This window comes from Streptomyces katrae, assembly GCF_002028425.1.
GTDB classification, from domain to species: domain Bacteria; phylum Actinomycetota; class Actinomycetes; order Streptomycetales; family Streptomycetaceae; genus Streptomyces; species Streptomyces katrae_A.
The window spans coordinates 350,095-370,939 of sequence record NZ_CP020042.1 but is presented as its reverse complement, the minus strand read 5'-3'; the positions used below and the strand labels follow the sequence as shown (position 1 = coordinate 370,939).

Genomic DNA, 20,845 nt, shown 5'->3' with positions numbered 1-20,845 from the left:
GCTTCATGATCAGTGGGTGATCCGTGCCTGCGGTCCCATCGTGCATTCTCGACCCGATCCGCAACCAGTTCCTCGCGCTCCTTCCCGTGCGCGAGGACCGGCACCCGCTGGGCTGCCACAACCCCCGGATCAGCGATGCCGTCGTCTTCGACCGGCTGGTACAGGTCCTGGTCTTCGGCTGCTGGTACGAACGCGTCGGCGACGATCACTGCTCGGCCACCACCTTGCGCCGACGCCGCGACGAGTGGATCGCCGCCGGCGTGATGGAGAACCTGCGGCTGCTCGCACTCGCCGCCTACGACCGTATGATCGGCCTCGAACTCGACCGCCTGAGCACCGACGGCTGCATCACCAAGACGCCCTAAATAGCTGCCGGAGGCCGGGTAGTTGCTCGTCAACGTGGCCCTCCCCGCGCATATTGCGCCAGTCCCGGGCATTGGGGCACTATCGTGTTCGTCATGACCGGTGCGTGTGGGGCCACGGAGGCTCCGGCCCGGCCAACGCCCACCGGATCTCCTCACTTTCCATACGATCGACTACGGGCTCCGTCACGGTCACGCGGCGAATCTCTTGACAGCACAACGCCGTCAACACATCCGTGACACCTTGCCCGTACGGAGGTGGGGACCGACCGGGAGCGCGCGGGCCAGGCCTGCCCGGCTACGGTCGGACGATCGGGGGAGAGCACAAGTGCTCGACGAGGAAAGCGCGTTGCGGCTCGCCGCGGCGTGCACGCACGAGTCCGAGATTCGCCAGCGGCTCCGCGGCAGCGCGCTGGCGGCGGCGACGCCGCTGGACGCCGTCCTGACGCAGGACCGGGATGAACGGGAGCTGGCGGGCCTGCTCGACGCGCTGCACCGGGCGCTGCGGGCCACCGGCGACCGGCACGGGCTGGACGCCTACACCCGCGCGGGCCTGACGAACGAGCGGGGTCTGTTCACGGTGGGTGTCGACCACGCCGTACCGGTCGAACCCATGCTGCTGTGCCCGCTGCACCGCTGCCTGCGCCACGAGTCGCCCGACGCCCCCGCCGGGGCGCCCCGGTGCGCCGTGAACGGCGCGCCGCTGCTGCGCCGCGAGGACTGAGGGGGCCGGCGGCGTGCTTGCGGAACTGGGGAAGAAACTCGCCGAGAAGTGGCTCACCTTGCTGGTCCTGCCGGGCGCGCTCTACCTGGCCGTCGGAGTGGCGGCGGGCCGGCTCGGACACACGCACCCGTTCGACGCCGCCCGGCTGGCCGATCGGGTGGGCGCCTGGGCGAAAACCCCCGCGCTCGGCGCCTTCGGCGGCCAAGCGGTGCTGCTCGCCGCCGTGGGCGTCGCGGCCGCCGGGGTCGGGGTGGTCGCGCAGGCGCTTGGCTCCCTGGTCGAACGGCTGCACCTGGCCGCCGACTGGCGCGGCTGGCCCGCCGGAGCCCGCACCTGGGCGGACCTCGCCACCCGGCGGCGGCGCGCCCGCTGGCAGCACCGTCGCGAACTGGTCGGCCGGGCCCGGGCCCGGGCCCACATCGCCGGCCCCGGCTCCCGCCCGGCCGCCCTGGAAGCCGCAGCCGAGGCGCGCGCGGCCGCCCACCGCGTCAGCACCGAGGAACCCGTGCGGCCCACCTGGAGCGGGGACCGCGTCCACCTCACCGCGCTGCGCGTCCGACGCGACTTCGGGCTCGACCTGGCCGCGCTCTGGCCGCACCTGTGGCTGACCCTCCCCGACCCGCCGCGCGCCGAGGTCACCGCCGCCCGGCAGGCCCTGGCCCGCGCGGCGATGCTCACCGCCTGGGCCTTGCTGTACCTGCCGCTGGCCCTGTGGTGGTGGCCCGCGCTGATCGTCGCGGCCGCACTTGCCCTCACCGGGCACCACCGCTTCCGGGCCGCCGCCGACACCTACGCCACCCTCCTGGAGGCCGTCGTCCGGCTGCACGCGGGCGACCTGGCGCGCCGGCTCGGCCTCGACTGCCCGGGCCCGCTCACCGCCGCCGACGGCGCGCGCCTCGCCGGGCTCCTGGTCCCCCGGCCGCTCTCGTCCGCGTCCCCGAGTGGTACCGCGCCGACGCTCCCGGCCTGACCCCGCACGACCCGAACCGACCCGGCGCGGCGCGTCCGCCGCGGACCGGTCCGAACGTTCCCGGTCCCGTGGGACCGCCCTCACGGAGGATGAGTGAACAGCGACATGACGCGTGCGGCACGACTGGCGGCGGTGTGGACCCGGATCAACCGGATCGCCCAGGAGGAGAGCACGGCCCCGCTGCTGGAGCCCGCGGCGCTCGACGAAGCCCGGGCGCTGACCGAGGACTTCGCGGACGGTGACACCGAAGCGGCGTACGTGCTCGGCTGGTTCCACTGGCTCCGCTACCAAGCCCTGCCCGAGGGCGAGGACGAGGAGGACTTCGCGGCAGCCCATGACGCCTTCGGACTGTGCTTCGTGCTGGGCGTGGCCGGCTTACCCGAGATCATGCTGCCGAACCTCGCCAAGGCCGCCGTCCCGGACGCCACCGAACTGCTGGAGCGCTCGCAGTTCTCCCCCGACCCCGGCGTGCTCTCCCACGCCGTGCGGCTGTGGCAGCGCATCGTCCAGGCCACCCCGGCCGACCACCCCTACCGCGCCGACCGGCTGTTCAACCTCGGGATCGCCCTGGAGGACCGCTACGAACGGCTCGACGACCCGGCGGACCTGGACGCCATCATCACGGTGGGACGGGACGCGGGGACCGCCGGCCCCGCCGACCACCCCGACCGGGCGCGGCGGCTGGGCAACCTGGGGAACGCCCTGCGGCGGCGCTTCGAGCGGCAGGGGAAAGCGGAGGACGCGGAGGAGGCGATCCGCGTCCTGCGCCTGGCCGCCGACGTCTCGATCGACGCCCTCGACCGCTCGGTCATGCTGCTCAACCTGGCGCTGGCGCTACGCAGCAGGTTCGCCTGGGCGGGCGCGGCGGCCGACCTGGACGCGGCGATCGCGCACGTGGACGAGGCGGCGGCCATCGCCGCCCCCGACCACCCCGAGCGGCCCAAGATCCTCTCCCTCCGGCAGGAGCTGTCCGAGCACCGGTCCGGGGACCGGGAGGCGCGAGCGGGCACGCACGACCTGGTCGAGCGCTTCGCGGTCGCGGTGGACGCCGCGACCAACGCCGCCGACCGCGCGGAGCGCCTGTTCGACCTCGGTGAGGCCCTGCGCCTCCGCTTCCTGCATACGGGCGTGGTGGCGGACGTGGATGCCGCGATCGGCCGTTTCCGGGAGGCCGTGGCGGCGACCCCGCCCGGTCACCCCGACCGGGCCAGGAGGCTGTGCCACCTCGGTGAGGTCCTGCGCCTCCGCTACATCAGGACGGACCGGCCGTCCGACCTGGACGCGGCGATCGACCGCTTTGACGAGGCGGTGGCCGCCGCCGTCGACCCGGACGAGCGCGCCACGCAGCGGTTCCACCTCGGCGGCGCGCTCATCCAGCGCGCCCTGGACCGGCGGGCGCTCGCGGACGTGGACAGCGCGATCGGCTGCCTGCGGCAGGCCGTGGACGCCGTTCCGAGCGACGCCCCTGGGCAGGCCGGCCCCCCTGACCGTCCCGACCGTCCCGACCGGACGACGCGGCTGGTCCGGCTCACCCAGGCGCTGCATGTCCGCTTCGAGCTGACCGGTGGAATGGCGGACCTGGACGCCGTGATCAACCAGACCCGCGCGGCAGCGTCCACCACTCCACCGGACCACCCCGGGCGGGCCTCGCTGTTCATCTCGCTCGGCGGCGCGCTGGGCAAGCGGAGCGAGCTGATGGGGACGCTGGCGGACACGGACGCCGCCATCGGGTACTTGACGGAGCTGCTGGAGTCCACGCCGCCCGAGCTGCTGCACCAGGTCGGCGTCCTGAACAACCTCGGCATGGCGCTGCGGGCCCGCTTCGACCGCACGGGAGCGCTGGAGGACCTGGACGCCGCAGTCGACCACTTCCGGGCGGCGGAGGAGGCCGCCGAGGACGACGACGAGCGCTCGGTCCCGCTGACCAACCTCGGCAACGCGCTGCGACACCGGAGCGAGCGGCTGGCCACGGCGGGGGACGCGGACGCCGCCGTGGCCAGCCTGACCCGGGCGGTCACCCTCACCCCTGCCGGCCACCCCCAGCGCGCGGTGCGGCTGTCCAAGCTCGGAATGGCACTGCGCTCCCGCTACGACCGGACGAACCGCGTCGCGGACCTGGACGGCGCGATCAACTGCTTCACGGAGGCGGCGTCCCACGCCGGGGGCACGCCCGGCCTGGCCGGCATCCTGACCAACCTGGGCGGCGCGCTCCAGCGCAGGTTCGAGCTGACGCGGTCGCCCGCCGACCTGGACGCGGCGATCGACCGCCTGGCCAAGGCGGTGGCCGCCGCCCCGGCGGACAGCCTCGAACGGGTCGCGATGCTGAACAACCTGGGCGGCGCGCTCCAGCGCAGGTTCGAGCTGACGGAGTCGCCCGCCGACCTGGACGCGGCGATCGACCACCTGACGGAGACGGTCAGCGCCGTCCCCGCCCACCACCCCGACTACGCGCTGGGGCTGTCCAACCTCGCCGGCAGCCTGCTGACCCGCTACCAGCGCACGCAGCAGCCCGCTGACCTGCGCGAGGCGATCTCCTGCCGGCTGGCGGCCTCGAAGGTGCGGTCCGCCACGCCCGGCCGGCGGATCATGGAGGCGGCCCAGGCGGCGGGCCTGCTCGCCGCGTCGGGCGACCCGGCCGCCGCGGCGAACGCGGCGGAGAGCGCGGTCCTGCTGCTGCCGCAGGTGGCGCCCCGGCGCCTGGAGCGCGGCGACCAGCAGTACGCCATGGCCCATTTCTCCGGACTGGTGGGCGACGCCGCCGCCCTGGCCCTCGCCGCCCCGGGCGGAACCCCCGCCGGACGGGCCGAACGCGCCCTGGGCCTGTTGGAGACCGGCCGGGCCGTTCTGCTCAGCCAGGCCCTGGAGACCCGCAACGACCTGACCGACCTGCGCAAGCACCACCGTGAACTCGCCGAGCGCTTCAGCGACCTGCGGGAACGGCTCGACAGCCCCGCCGACGCCGCCGCACCCGGCAGCGCCGTCCCCGGGCCGACCAGCCGCGGAACGGCGACGGACGGGCCGGCCGCGGACGGACCGCCGCGCGAACGGCACCTGCTCGCACGGGACTTCGCCGACCTGCTGACGGAGATCCGCGCACTGGACCGCTTCCAGAACTTCGGGCTGCCACCCGCCCCGGCCGAACTCCGCGACGAGGCGACCGACGGTCCCGTCGTGGTGTTCAACACCAGCGCGTACCGCAGTGACGCGCTGCTGGTCACCGAGCGCGGCATCCGGACCCTGAACCTGCCAAACCTGGCCCTTCAGCCCCTGGCCGAACGGATCGACACCTTCCTGCGGGCGCAGCGGGATACGTCGAGCCCGGACCAGGCCGAGCGGGTCGCGGCCGAGGCCGTCATGTCCGAGGTCCTGCGGTGGCTGTGGGACGCGGCCACGGGCCCGGTGCTGCACGCGCTGGGGTTCCACGGGCAGCCCGGCGACACGAAGGACTGGCCGCGGGTGTGGTGGGTGCCGGGCGGCCTGCTGGGGCTGCTCCCCTTGCACGCCGCGGGCCACCACGACGACCCGCGCGACCGTCCAGACCGGCGCACGGTGATGGACCGGGTCGTCTCCTCCTACACCCCGACGATCCGCGCGCTGCGCCACGCTCGTGAACGCGCCCGGACCGCCGCGGCGGCCGGGCCGGCGCGCAGCCTGGTCGTGGCGATGCCGACCACGCCCGGCCTGCCCCGCGACGGACGGCTGAGGCACGTCGGGAAGGAGGCGGCGGTCCTGCTCGAACGGCTGCCAGCCCCGGTGCTGTTGCGGGAGCCGGGCCCCGGCGAGGATCCGGCCGGCCGGGGGTTGCCGGTGCCGACAAAGGCCGCCGTCCTGGAGCAGCTGCCGGACTGCTCGATCGCGCACTTCTGCTGTCACGGTTCGAGCAACCCCGCCGACCCCTCCCGGAGCCTGCTCCTGCTGCACGACCACGCGGACGACCCGCTGACCGTCGCGGGCCTCGCCGCCGTCGAACTGGGACGGGCCCGGCTGGCCTACCTCTCGGCCTGCCGGACGGCGGCCGTCGACACCGCCGAGCTGCTCGACGAGGCCATCCACCTCACCTCGGCCTTCCAGCTCGTCGGGTTCCCCCACGTGATCGGCACACTGTGGGAGATCGACGACGAACTCGCGGTCACCGTCGCCGAGTTGTTCTACGACGCGCTGGGAAACGGGACTGGGGGCCTGGACCCGGACCGCTCGGCGTACGCGCTCCACCGGGCCGTCCGCCTGATCCGCGACGGCTACGACCTCCCCGCCTCGATGGACCTGAGCGGATTGCCCTCACTCTGGGCCGCGTACCTACATTCGGGCGCCTGAGTGAGCGTTTTGGCATCGTTTACCTGTAAGGGCGTCTGCCGGCAGTTCATCGGTTGCGTGGGCTCCGAGGGCGGTGAAGCGGTCGGGGGTGGCGGGTAGCAGAGTGTGGTCGCGGGTGTTGGCGGGTGCCGGCTCGGTGAGCAGGGGTGTGCCGGTACCGTCGGTCAACTGCAAGCGTTTCAGCCCGAGTTGGGCGCGGTCGAATGGGCTCCTGGCGGTGCATTCACCGCCGGAGGGCGTCTTGGTGATGCAGCCGTCGGTGCTCAGGCGGTCGAGTTCGAGGCCGATCATACGGTCGTAGGCGGCGAGTGCGAGCAGCCGCAGGTTCTCCATCACGCCGGCGGCGATCCACTCGTCGCGGCGTCGGCGCAAGGTGGTGGCCGAGCAGTGATCGTCGCCGACGCGTTCGTACCAGCAGCCGAAGACCAGGACCTGTACCAGCCGGTCGAAGACGACGGCATCGCTGATCCGGGGGTTGTGGCAGCCCAGCGGGTGCCGGTCCTCGCGCACGGGAAGGAGCGCGAGGAACTGGTTGCGGATCGGGTCGAGAATGCACGATGGGACCGCAGGCACGGATCACCCACTGATCATGAAGCGAAGAGAACACCATGATCGGGTGAACCGTGCCTGCCCTGCTACCAGCACCTACTGACGGACGCACTAAGCGGACAGACATATCCGATCAACTGACCAACCGATCAAAGGGGCACGCTCTAGGGGACGGGGCACGCTTGGCCGAGTATGCCCCCGAACGAGCCGTCTCTTCAGGCCGTGCCTAGATGGGGAGGGGGAGGCCCAGCAGACCGCCACCCCCACGAGACTTGGCGGCCGCGCCGCCGCCGAGCAAGCCGCCGAGCAGGGGAATCGTGGACGACGGGCTGCTGGGCGGCTCCGGGAGCGCGGCTGCAACGCCTCCGGGCTTGCCGTCAGCCACTGGTGCGGCCTTGGTGGTCGTCTCGGCGTGTGCGGAATCCCGCCCCTGCACTGCACGGACGGAGGGCATCCAGGCCGGACCCCTTGTGACCAAGGATCCGAACGGACTCTGGCCGCACTGTACGTCGAGACCGACAACAAGGCCGGGCAAACAGGATGCCCCGGCAGCCTCCACTGCTCAGCGGCTCAGATCCGGTCTGTCTCGCCGTGGTCGAGCTCCATCCGCACCGTCTTGGACGCCCGGACCGCGAACGCAACCTCCGGCCCCAGGGTCAACCCCTCCGGGACTGATGACCCGGGGTGCTGGATGGATCGGCCGACGCCGTGGGAAGGCGGCGACGAGTTGTGGGCGGTGCGTGCTGGTGCGCCGTGGAGAGCGTAAAAGCGTAGACAGCACCCCTCGGCACCCGGCACATTGGCCGACCGTGACGAGCAGCGAACTGTGGACCCGTGCGACCGCCGACCGCTACGACGCCGAGGAGGCCGAGGCGTCCTCGGCTGCCGTTCTCGAACCGACTCTCGCCTTCCTCGCCGAACTCGCCGGAGACGGACGGGCACTGGAGTTCGCCATCGGAACCGGACGAGTGGGAGTCCCGCTCCGGGAACGCGGCGTGCCGGTCGTGGGCATCGAACTCTCCGAGCACATGGCAGCGGTGCTGCGACGCAAGATCGACGAGAACACGCTCCCGGTAGTCATCGGGGACATGGCCACCACCGTCGTGCCCGGAGAGTTCACCCTGGTCTACCTCGTCTACAACACCATCACGAATCTGCTCACTCAGGACGAGCAGGTCGAGTGCTTCCGCAACGCCGCACGGCATCTGGCGCCGGGCGGCCGATTCGTCATCGAGCTGGGCGTGCCACCACTGCGGTTCCTGCCGCCCGGCCAGGTCGCGGTGCCGTTCGATGTCTCCGAGCAGCATCTCGGCTTCGACACCTTCGACCTGGTCGAGCAGATTCTTGTCTCACACCACTTCACCCGCGACGGCGACGACAGCCACTACCGCCGCGACAACTCCCGGCACCGGTACGCCTGGCCGGCAGAGCTCGACCTGATGGCACGGATCGCTGGACTCGAGCTGGAACGCCGTGTCGCCGACTGGGACGAGACTCCGTTCACCCAGGACTCCGCGAAGCACATCTCCGTGTGGCGCAAGCCAATCTGAGGTAGGCCAGCGCGCTGTCAAGGTAGGCCGTGCCTGTCGTGAAACTCCCGTCGGGAGTCCAGGCGTCGCGTCGCCGGGAGATTTGTCGTGGTCGTAGCCGCGGTCGCGCCCAGCACCCTCCACGAACTCCTGCGCTGCCAGGTCCGTGAACGTGCCGCCGATCAGAGGACCCGACCCTGATGGTGCTGGACACCAAGAGTGTCCAGGCGGCCGCCGGGGTCCCCTCCTCCACGACCGGCCGGGACCCGGCGAAGAAGGGCCGGGCCGCAAGCGAGGACTGGCCGTGGACGTGCTCGGCTTGTCATCGCGGTGATCGTGCCGGCCGCGAACACCCACGACAGCGCCGCGGGCGTCGCCCTGCTGGACCAAGCCGCCGAGCGCACCGGCGGCACAGCCGAGAAGGCTCTGGTCCACCAGGGCTTCAAGAACCAGGTCCTTGCGCATGGAGCCGGCCTGGGCATCCACCTCGAGATCGCCGAACGCAAGCCGCAGGAGAAGGCATGCGTCTCAGCCGAAGCGGTGGAGGTCGAGCGGACCTACGGAATCCTGATACTCCACCGGCGTCTGGTCCGCGACCACGAGCACCGCCCGTCCCATCCGCTTCCCGCGTCTGCTGGGCGATGCCCCAAGTCATGGCCCGCCGCCTCACCGGCGCGAACACCCCCATGAAACGTCTGTCAAGCTCCACATCCTCACGGAGGTCGACGTCGGCAGCTTCACCATAAGGCAGTAGCCGCCAAGAACCGCGACCAGCAGTCCCACACCAGCCTCATCGGGAAACGGCCATCGCCTCACGAACCGCCCTCCGAGTGGGCACCATGAGGGCGATCCAAGGGGTGGCTGCGGCGGTCAGCGCCAGCAGCCACCCCACCAGTGGGGGAGGCAGCGCCAGCGCGACGTATGCGGAAAGCCCGGTGCCGACCAGCAGGAGCCCGATGGCGGGCAGGTGCACAGCGGGACGGAAGCGCCGCCATTGGTGGACCCGGCGGCGTTGGCCGGCGAGTATTGCCGGGCAGAAGACCAGACCGGCGACGGCGAGACCCAGGATCCACGGCAGCATGAAACCACTGAGCGAGGTGTGTTCGTACGGCCGGACGCCCAGGCCGGGGGCGGTGGGCGCGTACTGAACCGATATCTCCTCGCCGATGAGCGCCGGGCCCGGGGTCTCGACGTCCACAGTGACCGTGCGCGGACCGTCCACGAAGGGCACCGAGAGGTCGACCGCTGTGCGGTAGATGTTCGATCTGTTGACCCTGGCGAGCCTGCGGGGCTCCGAACGAAGTGCGAGGATCTTCACGTCGCGTTCGACGGCGCCGGCCTGGTGGATGCTCCGCAGCTGGCGGCCGTCCGCACCGTCCGGGCCACTGGCCTGCACCAACGCTGCGGCGGAGGTGAGCACCACCGTGATGCCGAGCACGATCGGGAGGATGCGCGAGGGGCGCGGCTCCCAGAGCCAGCTCGCCGTCCTCGGCCGGGCGGCGACGGAGGCGGTCAGCCAGGCCGTCCCGCACAGGATCGCGATGCCGGTCGGGAGCAGCCGTTCGGCGGTGGTCGCGCCGAGGCCGGACGGCAGGATCGCGATGAGCAGGCTGTGCACAGCCGCGTACAAGCCTGCCAGCAGCGTCAGCCAGCCGGTGAGCCGGGTCCACAAGGTCGACATCTTTCCCCCTTGCCAGGAGAAGACCACACCTGGCACCTGGTGATCAAGAGGCGGGCGTGCGGTAGTGGTTGTTCTCGTGGCCGACGGGCAGGAGGCGCCAGGCTCACCGTGGAGTCGTCGGTGGTCGCATCAGCCGGACGGACCAGCCCTGTACTTCGCGGGTCGTTGAATCGGATGGAGTTGAGGGCTCGACGGTGTCCGGCGTGGGGCTGCGGGCGTTATCTGGGTGTCTCGATGACTTCCCGGTCCCCGCGGCCTCGGTCCCAGCGTCAGCGCCTTGAGTGCGTGGTGACGTCTGTGGTGGAGAAGCGTCTGGGCGCTCTGCCCGTCGCTGCCGAGTTTCTGCGCCGCCTTGATGTGGCCGGGATCGTCGACGGGCTGTGCCCGGGTGGTGGGAGCGCGCACCTGACGCACGGCCAGGTGATCGAGGCGCTGGTGGCGAACGGCTGACCTCGCCCGCGCCGTTGATTCGGGTCGCCGACCGGGGCCGGACCTGGGCGGTGGAGGAAGTCCTGGGTATCGAGGCCGGCCAGCAGTAATGGAAGCGCGCCGGATCCTGGTCCACTCCACCGGCAACGCCGCAGGCCAGCAAGCGGCCCGTGTCAAACACCTCGCCCGTGCGACCGAGGACCTGGACAAGGTCAGGAACGGAGCCGGCGGGAAGTGCTGCAACACCGAGAAGAAGATCGCCGAACGGATCGGGGTGATCACCAGAACCCGCCGGGTCGCCTCCTGCCTACGCACCGACATTGGCCGGGACGATACCGGGCGACCCACCCTGGCCTGGCACTTCGACCAACAGGTCCTGGACGACGAGGCCGCGGCCGACGGCTGGTACGCGCTGCTGACCGCGCTGACACCCGAGCAGGCCGACCCGGGCCAGGTCCTGGTCCAGTACAAAGGGCAGGGCTCGGTCGAGCGCCGGTGCGCGGAATTCAGGGGACCCCTGGCGGTCACACCGCTGTTCGTGCAGCACAACCACCGCGTCGCCGCGCTGATCCAGGTGATCTGCCTGGCCCTGCTGGTGTTCTGCCTGATCGAACGCCAGGTCAGACAAGCCCTGGGGCCCGAGCAGACGATGGGCGGCCTCTACCCGGACAACCGCCGGGTGCGGCCCACCGGCCGGATGATCCTCTACCACCTCGGCGAACTCACCTTGCGGATCGGCAAGGTCACCGACGCGCCCACCGTCCAGATCACCCGCGGCGTCCAACTCCACCTCCTCGACCTCCTCGGCATCGAAGTCACCCGAACCCGCCGGCCACAGACTTGAAACGGCGACCCCTGCAGTGCAGGCACTGCCCTCGGGGCCAGCACCGTAGGATCGGGGGCCGTGATCACGACCAGGGCCGACGGCCTAACCCTCGACACCGACCCCGCGCGCATCGACCTCGACCGCGTGCACCACTGGCTTTCCACCGACGCCTTCTGGGCCCTGGGCCGGAGCCGCGAGACCGTGGCGCGCTCGATCGAGCACTCGCTCGTCTTCGGTGTCTACGTCCCGGACACCGCCGAGCAACTCGCCTTCGCCCGAGTCGTCACGGACTACGCCACCTTCGGCTGGCTCTGCGACGTCTACGTCGCCCGCGAGGCACGTGGCCAGGGCATCGGCACCTGGCTGGCCGAGTCGGTCGTCGCGGCACTGGAGCCCTACCGACTGAAGCGGCTGATGCTCTCCACGTTGGACGCCCATGAGGTCTACGCACATGCCGGCTTCTCAGCCGTGTCCGAACCAGAGAAGCTGATGATGATCACACAGGCACCTTCGACGGCTCCGGCCGACCCGGCGACCGGAGCCGTAAAGCCACTGGCCACAGACCTGAAACGGTGACCCGCGAAGTACGGGACTAGCAGGCGCGAACGCGGCGTCGGACTGAGTCTTCCATGGTCGTCGGCGCTTGGTCAGCTCGGTCTCGGTCCTGTATCGGGACCGCCTCGCCACCTTAGGCCTCTTGCGCCCCGGCGCCAGGCGGCGCGTCCATCCTGAGCGACTTACTTCCGGGCGGCGCAATGGCCTCCGAGGTCTCTCGAAGCGAAGGGCAGAGGGCAGAGGCCAGGGAGCGGCCACGTCGACGGCCGGCGGCCGCTCACGTCGGGGGGATCGCGGAGGCACGCCGCTGAATGACCGGCGTCCTCACTGCGGCCAGGCGTCACCCTGGACACGCGCATGCAGATGTTCGTCATGCCAGCCGTCCGAGTGCAGCAGGGCGCTTCGCATCTTGCCTTCGAGGGTGAATCCCGCTTTCGTCGCCACGCGGCAGGAGGCGGTGTTGGCTACGGAGTGGGTGATCCGCAGGCGGTGCAGACCGAGGTCGTCCAAGGCCCAGCGGCTGACACGGACAACGGCGTCGGCCATGGCCCCGTGACCCCGGCCGGCGGGAAGCAGCCAGTAGAGGAACTCGGCACTGCCTCCGGCAAGGTCGAGGTCGCCGAGACCGACGAGGCCCACGGGGCTGCCGCCTTGAGGCTCGGCGATCGCCCAGATCGCTGCCTCCTCGGTCTGCCATCGCTTCCCCCATCGCGCGATCCTGTCCCGGGCGTCATCCACCGACAGGTGGCCCGGCCGGTTCCAGTGCTGCACGTCCGGATCCTGGCACGAGCCCGCGAGGACCACGGCGTCATCGGCAGCCCATGGCCGCAGCTCGAGGCCTCCGGCCAGGCCGATCACGGGCTGGCCTGTCCCGCTCATCCGGCCCGCGGGAACAACATCAGGTATCGGAAGGGTCATCCGATCATGATGCCGCAGTCCCGCCAGGATGACGGCCGCCCCGCGCAACCTCGTGACACCGTGGAGATCTGCACAACTGCCGGACACCTCCGGCGGGCACTCCTCACCCGCGGACATCCCCGGCCTGACTGACGGTCCCGTGTTCGCCCTGAGCGGGACTCAGCAGGCGGCGGGCGTCGACCTGTTGGTCGAGCCGCCAGGTGTGTCCGCCGTCGGCCGACCGTTCGTTGCGCCAGTGGAATGTGTCGGCGGTGAAGTCGGCGAAGGTCCAGCGGATGAGGTCGCCGCCGGCCGCGCGTTCCATGACGATCTCTTCGTCGATCCGGCGGGCGTACATGTGCACGAGGTCGCCGCGGGCGGTGCCGTGGAAGGTGAACCGCCACAGTTGCAGGCGCGGATCCCAGATCCGCACGCACAGCCCGCATTCCTGGTCCGGAGCGCGACCTGCGGCGGGGAGTTCCGCGCGCCCGGGCCATCGCCAGACGTCCAGGACCGCTCTGCCCTCCAGGGCGTAGCCGAACTCCCATTCGCCGCTGACGTGGCGGACCGGTGAGCCGTCGGCGGGGTAGTAGGTGATCCGGGTCGCCCAGTGTCCGGACAGGCGACCGAACTGCTCCATCTCGGTCGCGTACAGGTCGTCGGGGCCGTCGGCGAGCAGCGTCTTCATGCGTGCGTCTCCTCGGTCGTCTCCTCGGTTGCAAGCGGGGCCAGGGCTGAGGCGAGGCAGTCGACGATGGGGGCGGCGTACGCACGGTCCGGGTCGAGGTCCGGATCGTAGACGGCAACGTCGAGCCCCACCACCCGGCCGGTGCCGGCCAGGGCCGAGACGAGGGCGGTGAGCTGGGCGAAGTCCAGGCCGGGACGGCCCGGGGAGTCCACTGCGGGCAGGACACGTTCGTCGAGTACGTCGAGGTCGAGGTGGAGCCAGACGCGGTCCAGCTCGCGCCGTTCCAGGTGGCGGATGACCTGCCGGCTCAGAGCGCTGATGCCGATCCGCTGGATCTCCTGCGCGCTGAACCGGGTGACCGGGGGTGCCCCCTCGTCCTCCCGGTCGCCGATCTGGACCACGTCCTCGTCGGCGACCAGCGGTCGGCCCACCTGTGGCCAGTGGGTGAGCAGCAGTTCGCCGCGGCCGGTGGCCAGGGCCAGATCCATCCCGGCCGCCGAGCCGAGGGCCGAACCGGCGTCGTAGTTGCCGGGGTGGCGGAAGTCGCTGTGCCCGTCGAGGTGAACCAGGCCGCAGCGTCCGTGGCGCCGGGCCCCCGACAGGCACCCCAGCAGGATGCTGCAGTCGCCGCCCAGGACGACCGGGAACCGGGAGGCGGCGAGTGCGGCGTGGACTGCCTCGCCGAGCCGCAGCGCGTGCTCGCGGATGGTCACCCCGTTGCGGATGCGGGTCGCCGACTGCGCGTCGAACTCATAGGGAGGACGGTCGAGTTCTACCACTTCGGCGGGCCGCAGACGTACTGCCAGCCCTGCCGACAGCAGTGCCTGCGGCGCCCGCCACGTGCCGGGCTCGCGCCCCGGCTCGGGCGGTCGCAGGCCGAGATTCCAGGGGGCCGAGATGAGCTGGACACCGCCAGCCATGGGTGTCTCCTATCAGTCGGGAGGTATTCCAACCAGATAACATCAGTACACTGGTTGGACGAACCGAGGCAAGCGATGAAAGGCGGTCCACGCGTGACGAAAGCCGTCCGGCCCCACACCTTCAGGCGCCGCGACCTGGTCGGCGGGCACGTCGCCATCGACCTGGTGAACACGGTGACGGCACGTGACGCGGAGCCGACCGACTGGCTCGACGGCTACCCGCGCCTGCTGGAATGGGCCGCCCTCACCGGTCACTTCGCCGCCGCCGACCTCACGGAACTGCTGCGGCTGGCCGAAAGCGAGCCCGGCAGCGCCGAGCAGGCCCTGGACCGCATCCGCGAGCTGCGCGAAGCCCTGCACGACCTGATCGCGGCGCTGATCCAGCCAGGCGGGCCGGTTCCCGCGGAAGCGGTCGACCAGGTCGGTGACCACTGGAAGCGCGCGGTCGCCAGCGCGCGTCTCACTGTCAGCGGGAACCTGCCGCAGCTTCAGGCCGGCATCGGGGCATCGGGGCTTGACTACCTCCACCACGAACTCGCCCTGCAGGCGTTCGACCTGCTTCGGTCGCTGCCGCTGGATCGCACCCGCGTCTGCCCGGGCCTTCGATGCGGCTGGATGTTCATCGACAGCTCCCGGGGCGGCCGCCGCCGCTGGTGCTCCATGGCCACGTGCGGGAGCTCGGCCAAGGGCCGGACCCACTACCGGCGCAAACGAGCCCACGACCCGGGCGCGGGCGGTCCCTGAGGGCACTCCCGGGGGGATCGGTTCGCGTCGCGGCCGAAACCCGGGACGGACGGTTCGGCCCGAGACCAACCGCCGCGCGCCGGGGAGCGCATCAGGTCGTGATCAAAGGCCCCTTCCGGACCACCCTTGGTCCCAGCTGAACATGACCAGATGCACGCCGGTCAGTCGACCCTTGCACCAGCAGGATCGCCGACAGGGCTGAGCTCAGCCGGGCGTGTTCTCGCGGGCGGTGGCCGCCGCTTGCCCGGTGGCTTCGGCGGCCAGGGCGGCGGCATGGGCTGCGCGCCGCTCGTCAGGATGCCCAGCCCCCTGCTACAAGGTGGAGGTTCGAACGCGGCCCCTCATCGTCGTGATGACGGGGCGCCTTCCCCGAACTCCAGCAGGCTCGCCGTCCTCGCTACGAGCCAGGGCGGCGCGAAAAGTGCGCCTGCGGGTGTGGGAGCGGAAGCGGTCGAAGGCGGCCGCGACGTCATCCGAGTTCTCACACCGCTCGATCGTCACGTCCTCCCTGCCGGCTTGCACGGGCCTCGCCCCTGACCTGACTTGGCTCGTCCACCGCGCCGCCGCAGGCGCACTCGACCCGCAGATCTCATGGCGCGGCAGCTGGGACGGAGCCGCCGACGCCATTGCCGCCCTTCTTCAGCGACGACTTCACGGCAAGGCGGTCCTGGAGGTCTCCTGAGAGAGCGGTTCGTGAGGTGTTGACCGTTTCCCGGTTGGGTCGAAGCCCGCTGGTTGTCACATCAGCAGACTTCTTGGCACCTGCGAGGCTTTGACGCCGCAGGCCGTTCGTTTCAATTCTTGACGGCCTCCGCGATCTGCAGGGCGGCCTGGGCAGGCGTGAGGTGTGTGGTGTCGACGACCTCGGCCTCTTCATGCAGCCATGTGCGGGCCGCCTCGGCGTAGGGCCCGAGGTATCGCAGACGGAACGGGGAGTCGGGGCCAACAACAGTGTCGCCCGCGATACGCCCGCGGAGAGTGTCCTGGTCGGCGTGGAGGACGAAGTGCCGGAACGGAATGGCATGCTGAGCAAGGCCCGAGCTGATCTCGCGCCAGTACTGCTCGACCAGGACGGTCATGGGAATCACCAGAGTGCCGCCGGTGTAGTCGAGAACGCGTCGGGCGGTCTCGACCACAAGAGGTCGCCATGGCGGCCAGTGCTGGAAGTTGTCCGTAGCGGGCAACCCCGGTGTGATGTCCATGAGCGTCTCGCCGACCTTCTCGGCGTCGAACACCCGCGAATCCGGGATCAGCTGCTGCACGAGCGCACTGGTCGTCGTCTTGCCCGCGCCGTGGGTGCCGTTGAGCCATACGATCATGAGACTCGACGCTAGCGTCGTGCGGTCCGCAGGAACAGACACAGCAGAAATCGGCTCACTGATGAGGCTGGTGTGGGGCTGCTCGTCGCGGTTCTCGGCGGCTACTGCTGCTTGGCGCGGGTGCCTTCGACGTTCTTCGACGGCAGTTCGTGGTCGAGGGCTTCGCAGACGTCCCGGGCGCGAAGTGGTCCGGTCGCGTCGTTGAAGACACCGAGGATGCGGAGGCAGTTCGGGTGCTCGGGCAGGTGCGGCAGGGCGGCCGGGAGCCGGTCGGCGAGGGCGGTGACGGTCTTCCGCGTGATCGCGAGGTGTTCGAGGTGGGACTGCATCCTGCATCCTGCAGCCGGAAGTGCAGTCTTTCGATCTGGGTGCGCAGGTCGTCGGCCAGCGCCCGAAGGGCGTCCTCCTGGACGCCGAGCACGTCAAGGAGGGATTGGATCTTCACGTGCTCACCGCCTGCTCATCGCGCCAGGTGGGGGTGTTCGCGCCGGTGAGGCGGCGGGCCATGACGTGAGTCATCGCCCAGTAGACGCGGGAGGCGGAGGAGGTCGGCGTCCTGCTTCTTGAAGCCCTGGCCGACCAGCGCCTTCTCCACGGTGCCGCCGATGCGCTCGGCGGCTTGGTCCAGCCGGGCGATGCCCGCGGCGTTGTCGTGGGTGTTCGCGGCCGGCACGATCACCGCGATGACGAGCCCGAGCACGCCCACGGCCAGTCCTCGCTTGCGGCCCGGCACCTTCTTCGCCGGGTACCTTGCCGGTCGTGGAGGAGGGGAGGGGACCCCTGCGGCCGCCTGGACACCCTTACTGTCCAGCACCACCAGAGTCGGGTCCCTAGGGCGGCGAGCGTCCCAAGGTCACCTTCCATGCGCCCGTTTGTTACTCACCTGTCTTGCGCTCCGAACAATCCATGGCCAGAGGCTCGTTGTAAGTGATCGCGATCGGGGCGTTCGCCTCCGCCCGTCCGCGGTCGGAAGCCGCCACGACCTCCTCGTAGGTCCATTCCTTGTACAGACGCTCTCCGTGGGCATCAGTAATGTCGATGACTAGGCGGGTCCATTCCCCGGCAGGCTGTTCGGGGACAAGTCCCAGTTCATACGTGGCGTCCTGGAGGAGGGATTCGGTGACGCGTATGCCGGTGAGTCTCTCGGCCAGAGCCAGGACCGCCGCCTTCCCGTCGACGACCGGGGCGCTCTCGTCGTGCTCTCCCTCGGGAGTCAGAGGGAAGCCGACTTCCCGCAACAGGGGAACCAGTTCATCGGGGCTGTTGCCGTCGCGCACCGAGGGACCCTCGAATGTCGTACGGAGCTCACCGCCCTCGAACCAGTGGAAGAGGTGGATGGGCTTGCCGCCATTGCTCGAGTGCGCCACGACCCGGCCGCCCTCCGACAGCGTCTCCACGCACGGCACCCCAAGGCCACCGTCGAAGCCGAGCACAACTGTCCAGTCACCGTTCTCGCCCGGGGCCTTGAAGGCGCCCGCGACGTAGGACTCGTCCCAGTAGTCGTAACCCGCCTCGGCACGGTGAGCCTCGTCCGCCTCGATCAGCCCGCCGGTTCCTTCCCCGGTGCCGCACGGTTCCGCCCCCATCGCGCGCAGCACCTCCTGCGGGCTCCGCTCCTGTATCAGTGTCAAGGTGTATCCGCTCTCCATCATGTGGCGGAAGAGCGGCGAGGTGCGGATCCAGGCGTAGTCGTGCGCGGTCACCAAGTTCATAAGGCGCAGTGTGCCTGAGGCCTCTGACAGTGCCCGATGTAAGCCGGTTCTTTCAGCTGGTGCTGGTAGCCGGGCCGCGCCCTGCCCCTGCCGGCAATGTGATCGTGTTACGAGCTTCAAGCCTTGATTGGTGCGGCCGACCTGGCGGCCCGCTCGATCGTGGCGCGGTGGGCTGCACGGGCTTCCTCGTCGATTTCCTTCTCGTGTTCGGCGCGCAACCCGGTCCGGCCGTCGAGGCCTTCGCGCAGGATATCGGCGTGCCCGGCATGCCGGATGGACTCGCCGAGGACATGGACCATGATGGCGAACAGGTTGGTGTCGCCATAAGGCTCCGGCCACCACGGCACGTGGCCGGGGGCGTCGAGGGGAAGCTCGTTGATCGTCGCGTCCGAGTGTTCCCACGTGCGCCGGTAGAACCCGATGATCTGTTCGCGGGTCTCGTCCTCGGTCGCCCACAGATCGCTGCCGTCGGAGTCCTGCCACCGGGGCAGCGGTTCCGGGGAAGGGCGGTCGAAGACCTCGCCGAAGTACCTGGCCTCGACGGTGGCCACGTGCTTGACCAGGCCGAGGAGGTTGGTTCCGGTCGCTGTCAAAGGCCGGCGGGCGTCGTATTCGGACAAGCCGTCGAGTTTCCAGAGCAGCGCTGTGCGGTCCCGGCGCAGTCTCCCGTGCAGGGTGTCTTTCGCGAATTCGTCGATCATGCGGCATGAGCCTGCCATGGGGTGCTCCTGGTCTCAAGATCCCTTGCGTGGTCCGCAACGACCGCAGAGCCGAGGCCTGGCCATGGCCCGCCCCGACCTGCCTCACGAAGCTCGCGAAACCTGCCACGTGAGGACAACTTCATAACCAGAGGAAGCGACCTTTTAGCCGCCCTCCGGGGTCCGGCGAACTCGTGCTCAGTCGGTCTTCAACATGCATGGGCTGGGACACGGAACCCGATCTCACCGATGCTGGAAGTGCCGGCCCTTATGAGCCCGCGGACAGCCTCGTGGAGCGCTGCACTGGCCCGAGAGGGCTCCTCGGTCCTCGGCCGAGTCCTCCTGCTCTTCGGTAACGCGTGTAACCTGGGAAGAGAATTGTCAGTCGGCCCCCGAGGGCCGAGGTGTGGGAGCGGGGCAAGGACCGTCATGGGCAAGGAGCCGACCGCGCCGGCCGTCGTCACGAGCGCGGACGTCGCGCGTCTGGCCGGGGTGTCGAGAGCGACCGTGTCCTTCGTCCTCAACAACACCCAGGCCCACCGGGTCAGCGACACCACGCGTGCCCGGGTCCTCGAGGCCGCCCAGCAGCTCGGCTATGTACCGCATGCCGCGGCCCGCTCGCTGCGCGCCGGCCGCAGCAACCTCGTGCTCATGCCGGCGTCCGTCTCGGCGGCCGGAAGGCTGGTCGCCACCTGGGTCGACGACCTGGAGAGCGAGCTGGAGCGCCACGGCTATGTTCTCGTGCTGCACGCCGGACGGTTCCCCGACCCGGTGAGCGCCGCCCGTGCCTGGGCCGAACTCCGGCCCGCGGCGGTCGTGGCGCTGGACGGCGACAGCCTGTCCGGCCAGGCGGTGGACGTGCTGAGCCGCGCCGGCGTCCGCGGAGTACTGGCTTTCGGCTCCCGTGAGGTGGCGGGCGCCCACACCATCGATCTCGATCAGGAGCGGATCGGCGCGATGGCCGCGATGCACCTGCTCTCCCGGGGGTGCCGCAGCCTCGGCGTGATCATGCCGCGGGAACGCGGTCTGGCCACCTTCGCCGGCCCGCGGCTGGCCGGAGCCGAAGGCGTCGCCGCCCGCAGCACGGCCACCGTCAGCGCGCTGGAGCTGTCCTTCACCCACGAGTCCGCCGCCGAACTCGCGGGGAACTGGCGTGAGGTGGGTCTGGACGGGGTGTTCGCCTACAACGACGAGTACGCCGCGCTGCTGATGCACGCCCTGCGCGCCGCCGGAGTCTCCGTTCCGGGGGACGTCGCCATTGTCGGTTGTGACGACCTGGTGCTGTCCGCGTTGCAGGAGCCCCCGTTGACCTCCGTACGGCTCGACCTTCCCACGCCCGCCGAGGTGGCCGACGCGCTCCATGACCTCGTGGAGCATGGGGTACCGCCGCAAGTGCGGGGCGTGCAGCCCGTCCTGGTTCACCGCCGCTCCTCATGAGCGTTCAGGCCATGAGGCCTGGCCGCCCTGTCTGGTAGGAACCGATACACGTGTAACCGCCCCTCGGTCAGGCACGGTCTGCAGGCCCACCGCAGGGCGAGGTGCGGTCCCGGCTCCCGTCGCGGCACCGGCGATAACGTGCCGTGTGGTCCGCCCGCACCAGGGGATCGGCGGGGTGTGGCCGGTCAACCGGTAGCTTCAGCGCCTGGACGACCAGGAGATTGCCGATCAGGTGCGTGGTGAGCAGGCAGAGCACGACGGCCAGCGCCTGTGGGCGTCAGGAGCACCAGAAACCCCGCAGGTGCCGCCGCCCCCGTCGGCCTGCCGAGCCGGTCGAGCGCCGAGGCGGCCACCGGGTACGGGCCGCGGTATGGGCCGCCCGTGCACCGCGACCGGGCGTCGTCGAGGCCGTGGAAGGGCGGCCGACTGGGGCTGCGGGCAGCGTGTCGGTCAGCGTGCTGGGGATCAGGAGGAAGAAGGAAGAAGGCTCC

Annotated in this window: 17 protein-coding genes and 4 pseudogenes; 11 read left to right on the top strand and 10 right to left on the bottom strand. The window is 70.7% G+C overall.

Annotated features, from left to right (window positions below; all coding sequences use genetic code 11):
* Window positions 1-23 precede the first annotated feature (23 nt).
* From B4U46_RS01950 to B4U46_RS01935, 4 genes and pseudogenes are all read left to right on the top strand, one after another.
* A pseudogene (locus tag B4U46_RS01950) lies at window positions 24-362 on the top strand (IS5/IS1182 family transposase); the annotation flags it as partial.
* Window positions 363-690: 328 nt separating this feature from the next.
* Window positions 691-1,086: a hypothetical protein gene (locus tag B4U46_RS01945; protein ID WP_079423476.1), complete on the top strand. Its 396-nt coding sequence runs from the start codon at window positions 691-693 to the stop codon at window positions 1,084-1,086.
* Between the two features lie 13 nt (window positions 1,087-1,099).
* Window positions 1,100-2,056 (top strand): hypothetical protein, encoded by a 957-nt coding sequence (locus tag B4U46_RS37210; RefSeq protein WP_079423474.1) that lies wholly within the window; start codon window positions 1,100-1,102, stop codon window positions 2,054-2,056.
* A 93-nt stretch (window positions 2,057-2,149) separates the two neighbouring features.
* Entirely contained in the window at window positions 2,150-6,370 is a 4,221-nt protein-coding gene (locus B4U46_RS01935; protein ID WP_079423472.1) for a CHAT domain-containing protein, read from the top strand.
* 66 nt (window positions 6,371-6,436) lie between these two features.
* On the opposite strand, the pseudogene B4U46_RS01930 reads toward B4U46_RS01935, so the two are convergent.
* Window positions 6,437-6,943: pseudogene (locus B4U46_RS01930) on the bottom strand (IS5/IS1182 family transposase); the annotation flags it as partial.
* 785 nt (window positions 6,944-7,728) lie between these two features.
* Here B4U46_RS01930 and B4U46_RS01925 point away from each other — a divergent pair.
* On the top strand, window positions 7,729-8,469 hold the full coding sequence (locus B4U46_RS01925; protein WP_079423471.1) for a class I SAM-dependent DNA methyltransferase: 741 nt from the start codon (window positions 7,729-7,731) through the stop codon (window positions 8,467-8,469).
* 117 nt (window positions 8,470-8,586) lie between these two features.
* Window positions 8,587-9,194, top strand: a pseudogene (locus B4U46_RS40545) (transposase); the annotation flags it as partial.
* A 44-nt stretch (window positions 9,195-9,238) separates the two neighbouring features.
* Here the strand turns inward: B4U46_RS40545 and B4U46_RS01915 are convergent.
* The gene (locus tag B4U46_RS01915) at window positions 9,239-10,129 is read right to left on the bottom strand and encodes a hypothetical protein (protein ID WP_159402054.1); all 891 of its coding nucleotides are present in this window, start codon (window positions 10,127-10,129) and stop codon (window positions 9,239-9,241) included.
* 300 nt (window positions 10,130-10,429) lie between these two features.
* Here B4U46_RS01915 and B4U46_RS38275 point away from each other — a divergent pair, with 300 nt between their 5' ends.
* The 3 genes from B4U46_RS38275 to B4U46_RS01900 all read left to right on the top strand — a co-directional run bounded on the left by B4U46_RS38275 (window position 10,430) and on the right by B4U46_RS01900 (window position 11,960).
* Window positions 10,430-10,579, top strand: coding sequence for a DUF4277 domain-containing protein (locus tag B4U46_RS38275; protein ID WP_187344249.1), 150 nt, complete (start codon window positions 10,430-10,432; stop codon window positions 10,577-10,579).
* 88 nt (window positions 10,580-10,667) lie between these two features.
* The gene (locus tag B4U46_RS38765) at window positions 10,668-11,402 is read left to right on the top strand and encodes a hypothetical protein (RefSeq protein ID WP_237292514.1); all 735 of its coding nucleotides are present in this window, start codon (window positions 10,668-10,670) and stop codon (window positions 11,400-11,402) included.
* A gap of 60 nt (window positions 11,403-11,462) precedes the next feature.
* Window positions 11,463-11,960, top strand: coding sequence for a GNAT family N-acetyltransferase (locus B4U46_RS01900; RefSeq protein WP_079423467.1), 498 nt, complete (start codon window positions 11,463-11,465; stop codon window positions 11,958-11,960).
* 303 nt (window positions 11,961-12,263) lie between these two features.
* On the opposite strand, the gene B4U46_RS01895 is transcribed toward B4U46_RS01900, so the two are convergent.
* The 3 genes from B4U46_RS01895 to B4U46_RS01885 all read right to left on the bottom strand — a co-directional run bounded on the left by B4U46_RS01895 (window position 12,264) and on the right by B4U46_RS01885 (window position 14,444).
* The gene (locus B4U46_RS01895) at window positions 12,264-12,857 is read right to left on the bottom strand and encodes a GNAT family N-acetyltransferase (RefSeq protein ID WP_079431496.1); all 594 of its coding nucleotides are present in this window, start codon (window positions 12,855-12,857) and stop codon (window positions 12,264-12,266) included.
* 103 nt (window positions 12,858-12,960) lie between these two features.
* Window positions 12,961-13,524: a hypothetical protein gene (locus B4U46_RS01890; protein ID WP_079423465.1), complete on the bottom strand. Its 564-nt coding sequence runs from the start codon at window positions 13,522-13,524 to the stop codon at window positions 12,961-12,963.
* Window positions 13,521-14,444 (bottom strand): arginase family protein, encoded by a 924-nt coding sequence (locus tag B4U46_RS01885; RefSeq protein WP_079423463.1) that lies wholly within the window; start codon window positions 14,442-14,444, stop codon window positions 13,521-13,523. The genes B4U46_RS01890 and B4U46_RS01885 overlap by 4 nt, the downstream gene beginning before the upstream one ends.
* 93 nt (window positions 14,445-14,537) lie before the next feature.
* Between B4U46_RS01885 and B4U46_RS01880 the strand changes: the two genes are divergently transcribed.
* Window positions 14,538-15,188, top strand: coding sequence for a CGNR zinc finger domain-containing protein (locus B4U46_RS01880; protein WP_107438202.1), 651 nt, complete (start codon window positions 14,538-14,540; stop codon window positions 15,186-15,188).
* Between the two features lie 794 nt (window positions 15,189-15,982).
* On the opposite strand, the gene B4U46_RS01870 is transcribed toward B4U46_RS01880, so the two are convergent.
* The 5 genes and pseudogenes from B4U46_RS01870 to B4U46_RS01850 form a co-directional block, all read right to left on the bottom strand.
* Window positions 15,983-16,507, bottom strand: coding sequence for an AAA family ATPase (locus tag B4U46_RS01870; RefSeq protein WP_079423457.1), 525 nt, complete (start codon window positions 16,505-16,507; stop codon window positions 15,983-15,985).
* Window positions 16,508-16,608: 101 nt separating this feature from the next.
* Window positions 16,609-16,836: a hypothetical protein gene (locus B4U46_RS01865; protein WP_237292512.1), complete on the bottom strand. Its 228-nt coding sequence runs from the start codon at window positions 16,834-16,836 to the stop codon at window positions 16,609-16,611.
* Between the two features lie 112 nt (window positions 16,837-16,948).
* Window positions 16,949-17,351 (bottom strand): annotated as a pseudogene (locus tag B4U46_RS01860) (transposase); the annotation flags it as partial.
* A gap of 31 nt (window positions 17,352-17,382) precedes the next feature.
* Entirely contained in the window at window positions 17,383-18,219 is an 837-nt protein-coding gene (locus tag B4U46_RS01855) for a DUF6461 domain-containing protein (protein WP_079423455.1), read from the bottom strand.
* A 116-nt stretch (window positions 18,220-18,335) separates the two neighbouring features.
* Window positions 18,336-18,920 carry a DinB family protein gene (locus B4U46_RS01850; RefSeq protein ID WP_079423453.1) on the bottom strand — a complete coding sequence of 195 codons (585 nt, stop codon included), beginning with the start codon at window positions 18,918-18,920 and terminating at the stop codon, window positions 18,336-18,338.
* A 426-nt stretch (window positions 18,921-19,346) separates the two neighbouring features.
* Between B4U46_RS01850 and B4U46_RS01845 the strand changes: the two genes are divergently transcribed.
* Window positions 19,347-20,354: a LacI family DNA-binding transcriptional regulator gene (locus B4U46_RS01845; protein WP_079423451.1), complete on the top strand. Its 1,008-nt coding sequence runs from the start codon at window positions 19,347-19,349 to the stop codon at window positions 20,352-20,354.
* The last annotated feature ends 491 nt before the right edge of the window (window positions 20,355-20,845 follow it).

Excerpts from the sequence above, each read along its gene's own strand:
- B4U46_RS01870 (WP_079423457.1), bottom strand. The coding sequence starts at position 16,507 with ATGATCGTATGGCTCAACGGCACCCACGGCGCGGGCAAGACGACGACC.
- B4U46_RS01915 (WP_159402054.1), bottom strand. The coding sequence starts at position 10,129 with ATGTCGACCTTGTGGACCCGGCTCACCGGCTGGCTGACGCTGCTGGCA.
- B4U46_RS01895 (WP_079431496.1), bottom strand. The coding sequence starts at position 12,857 with ATGACCCTTCCGATACCTGATGTTGTTCCCGCGGGCCGGATGAGCGGG.
- B4U46_RS38765 (WP_237292514.1), top strand. The coding sequence starts at position 10,668 with ATGGAAGCGCGCCGGATCCTGGTCCACTCCACCGGCAACGCCGCAGGC.
- B4U46_RS01855 (WP_079423455.1), bottom strand. The coding sequence starts at position 18,219 with ATGAACTTGGTGACCGCGCACGACTACGCCTGGATCCGCACCTCGCCG.
- B4U46_RS01845 (WP_079423451.1), top strand. The coding sequence starts at position 19,347 with ATGGGCAAGGAGCCGACCGCGCCGGCCGTCGTCACGAGCGCGGACGTC.
- B4U46_RS01890 (WP_079423465.1), bottom strand. The coding sequence starts at position 13,524 with ATGAAGACGCTGCTCGCCGACGGCCCCGACGACCTGTACGCGACCGAG.
- B4U46_RS01885 (WP_079423463.1), bottom strand. The coding sequence starts at position 14,444 with ATGGCTGGCGGTGTCCAGCTCATCTCGGCCCCCTGGAATCTCGGCCTG.
- B4U46_RS01850 (WP_079423453.1), bottom strand. The coding sequence starts at position 18,920 with ATGATCGACGAATTCGCGAAAGACACCCTGCACGGGAGACTGCGCCGG.
- B4U46_RS01865 (WP_237292512.1), bottom strand. The coding sequence starts at position 16,836 with ATGCAGTCCCACCTCGAACACCTCGCGATCACGCGGAAGACCGTCACC.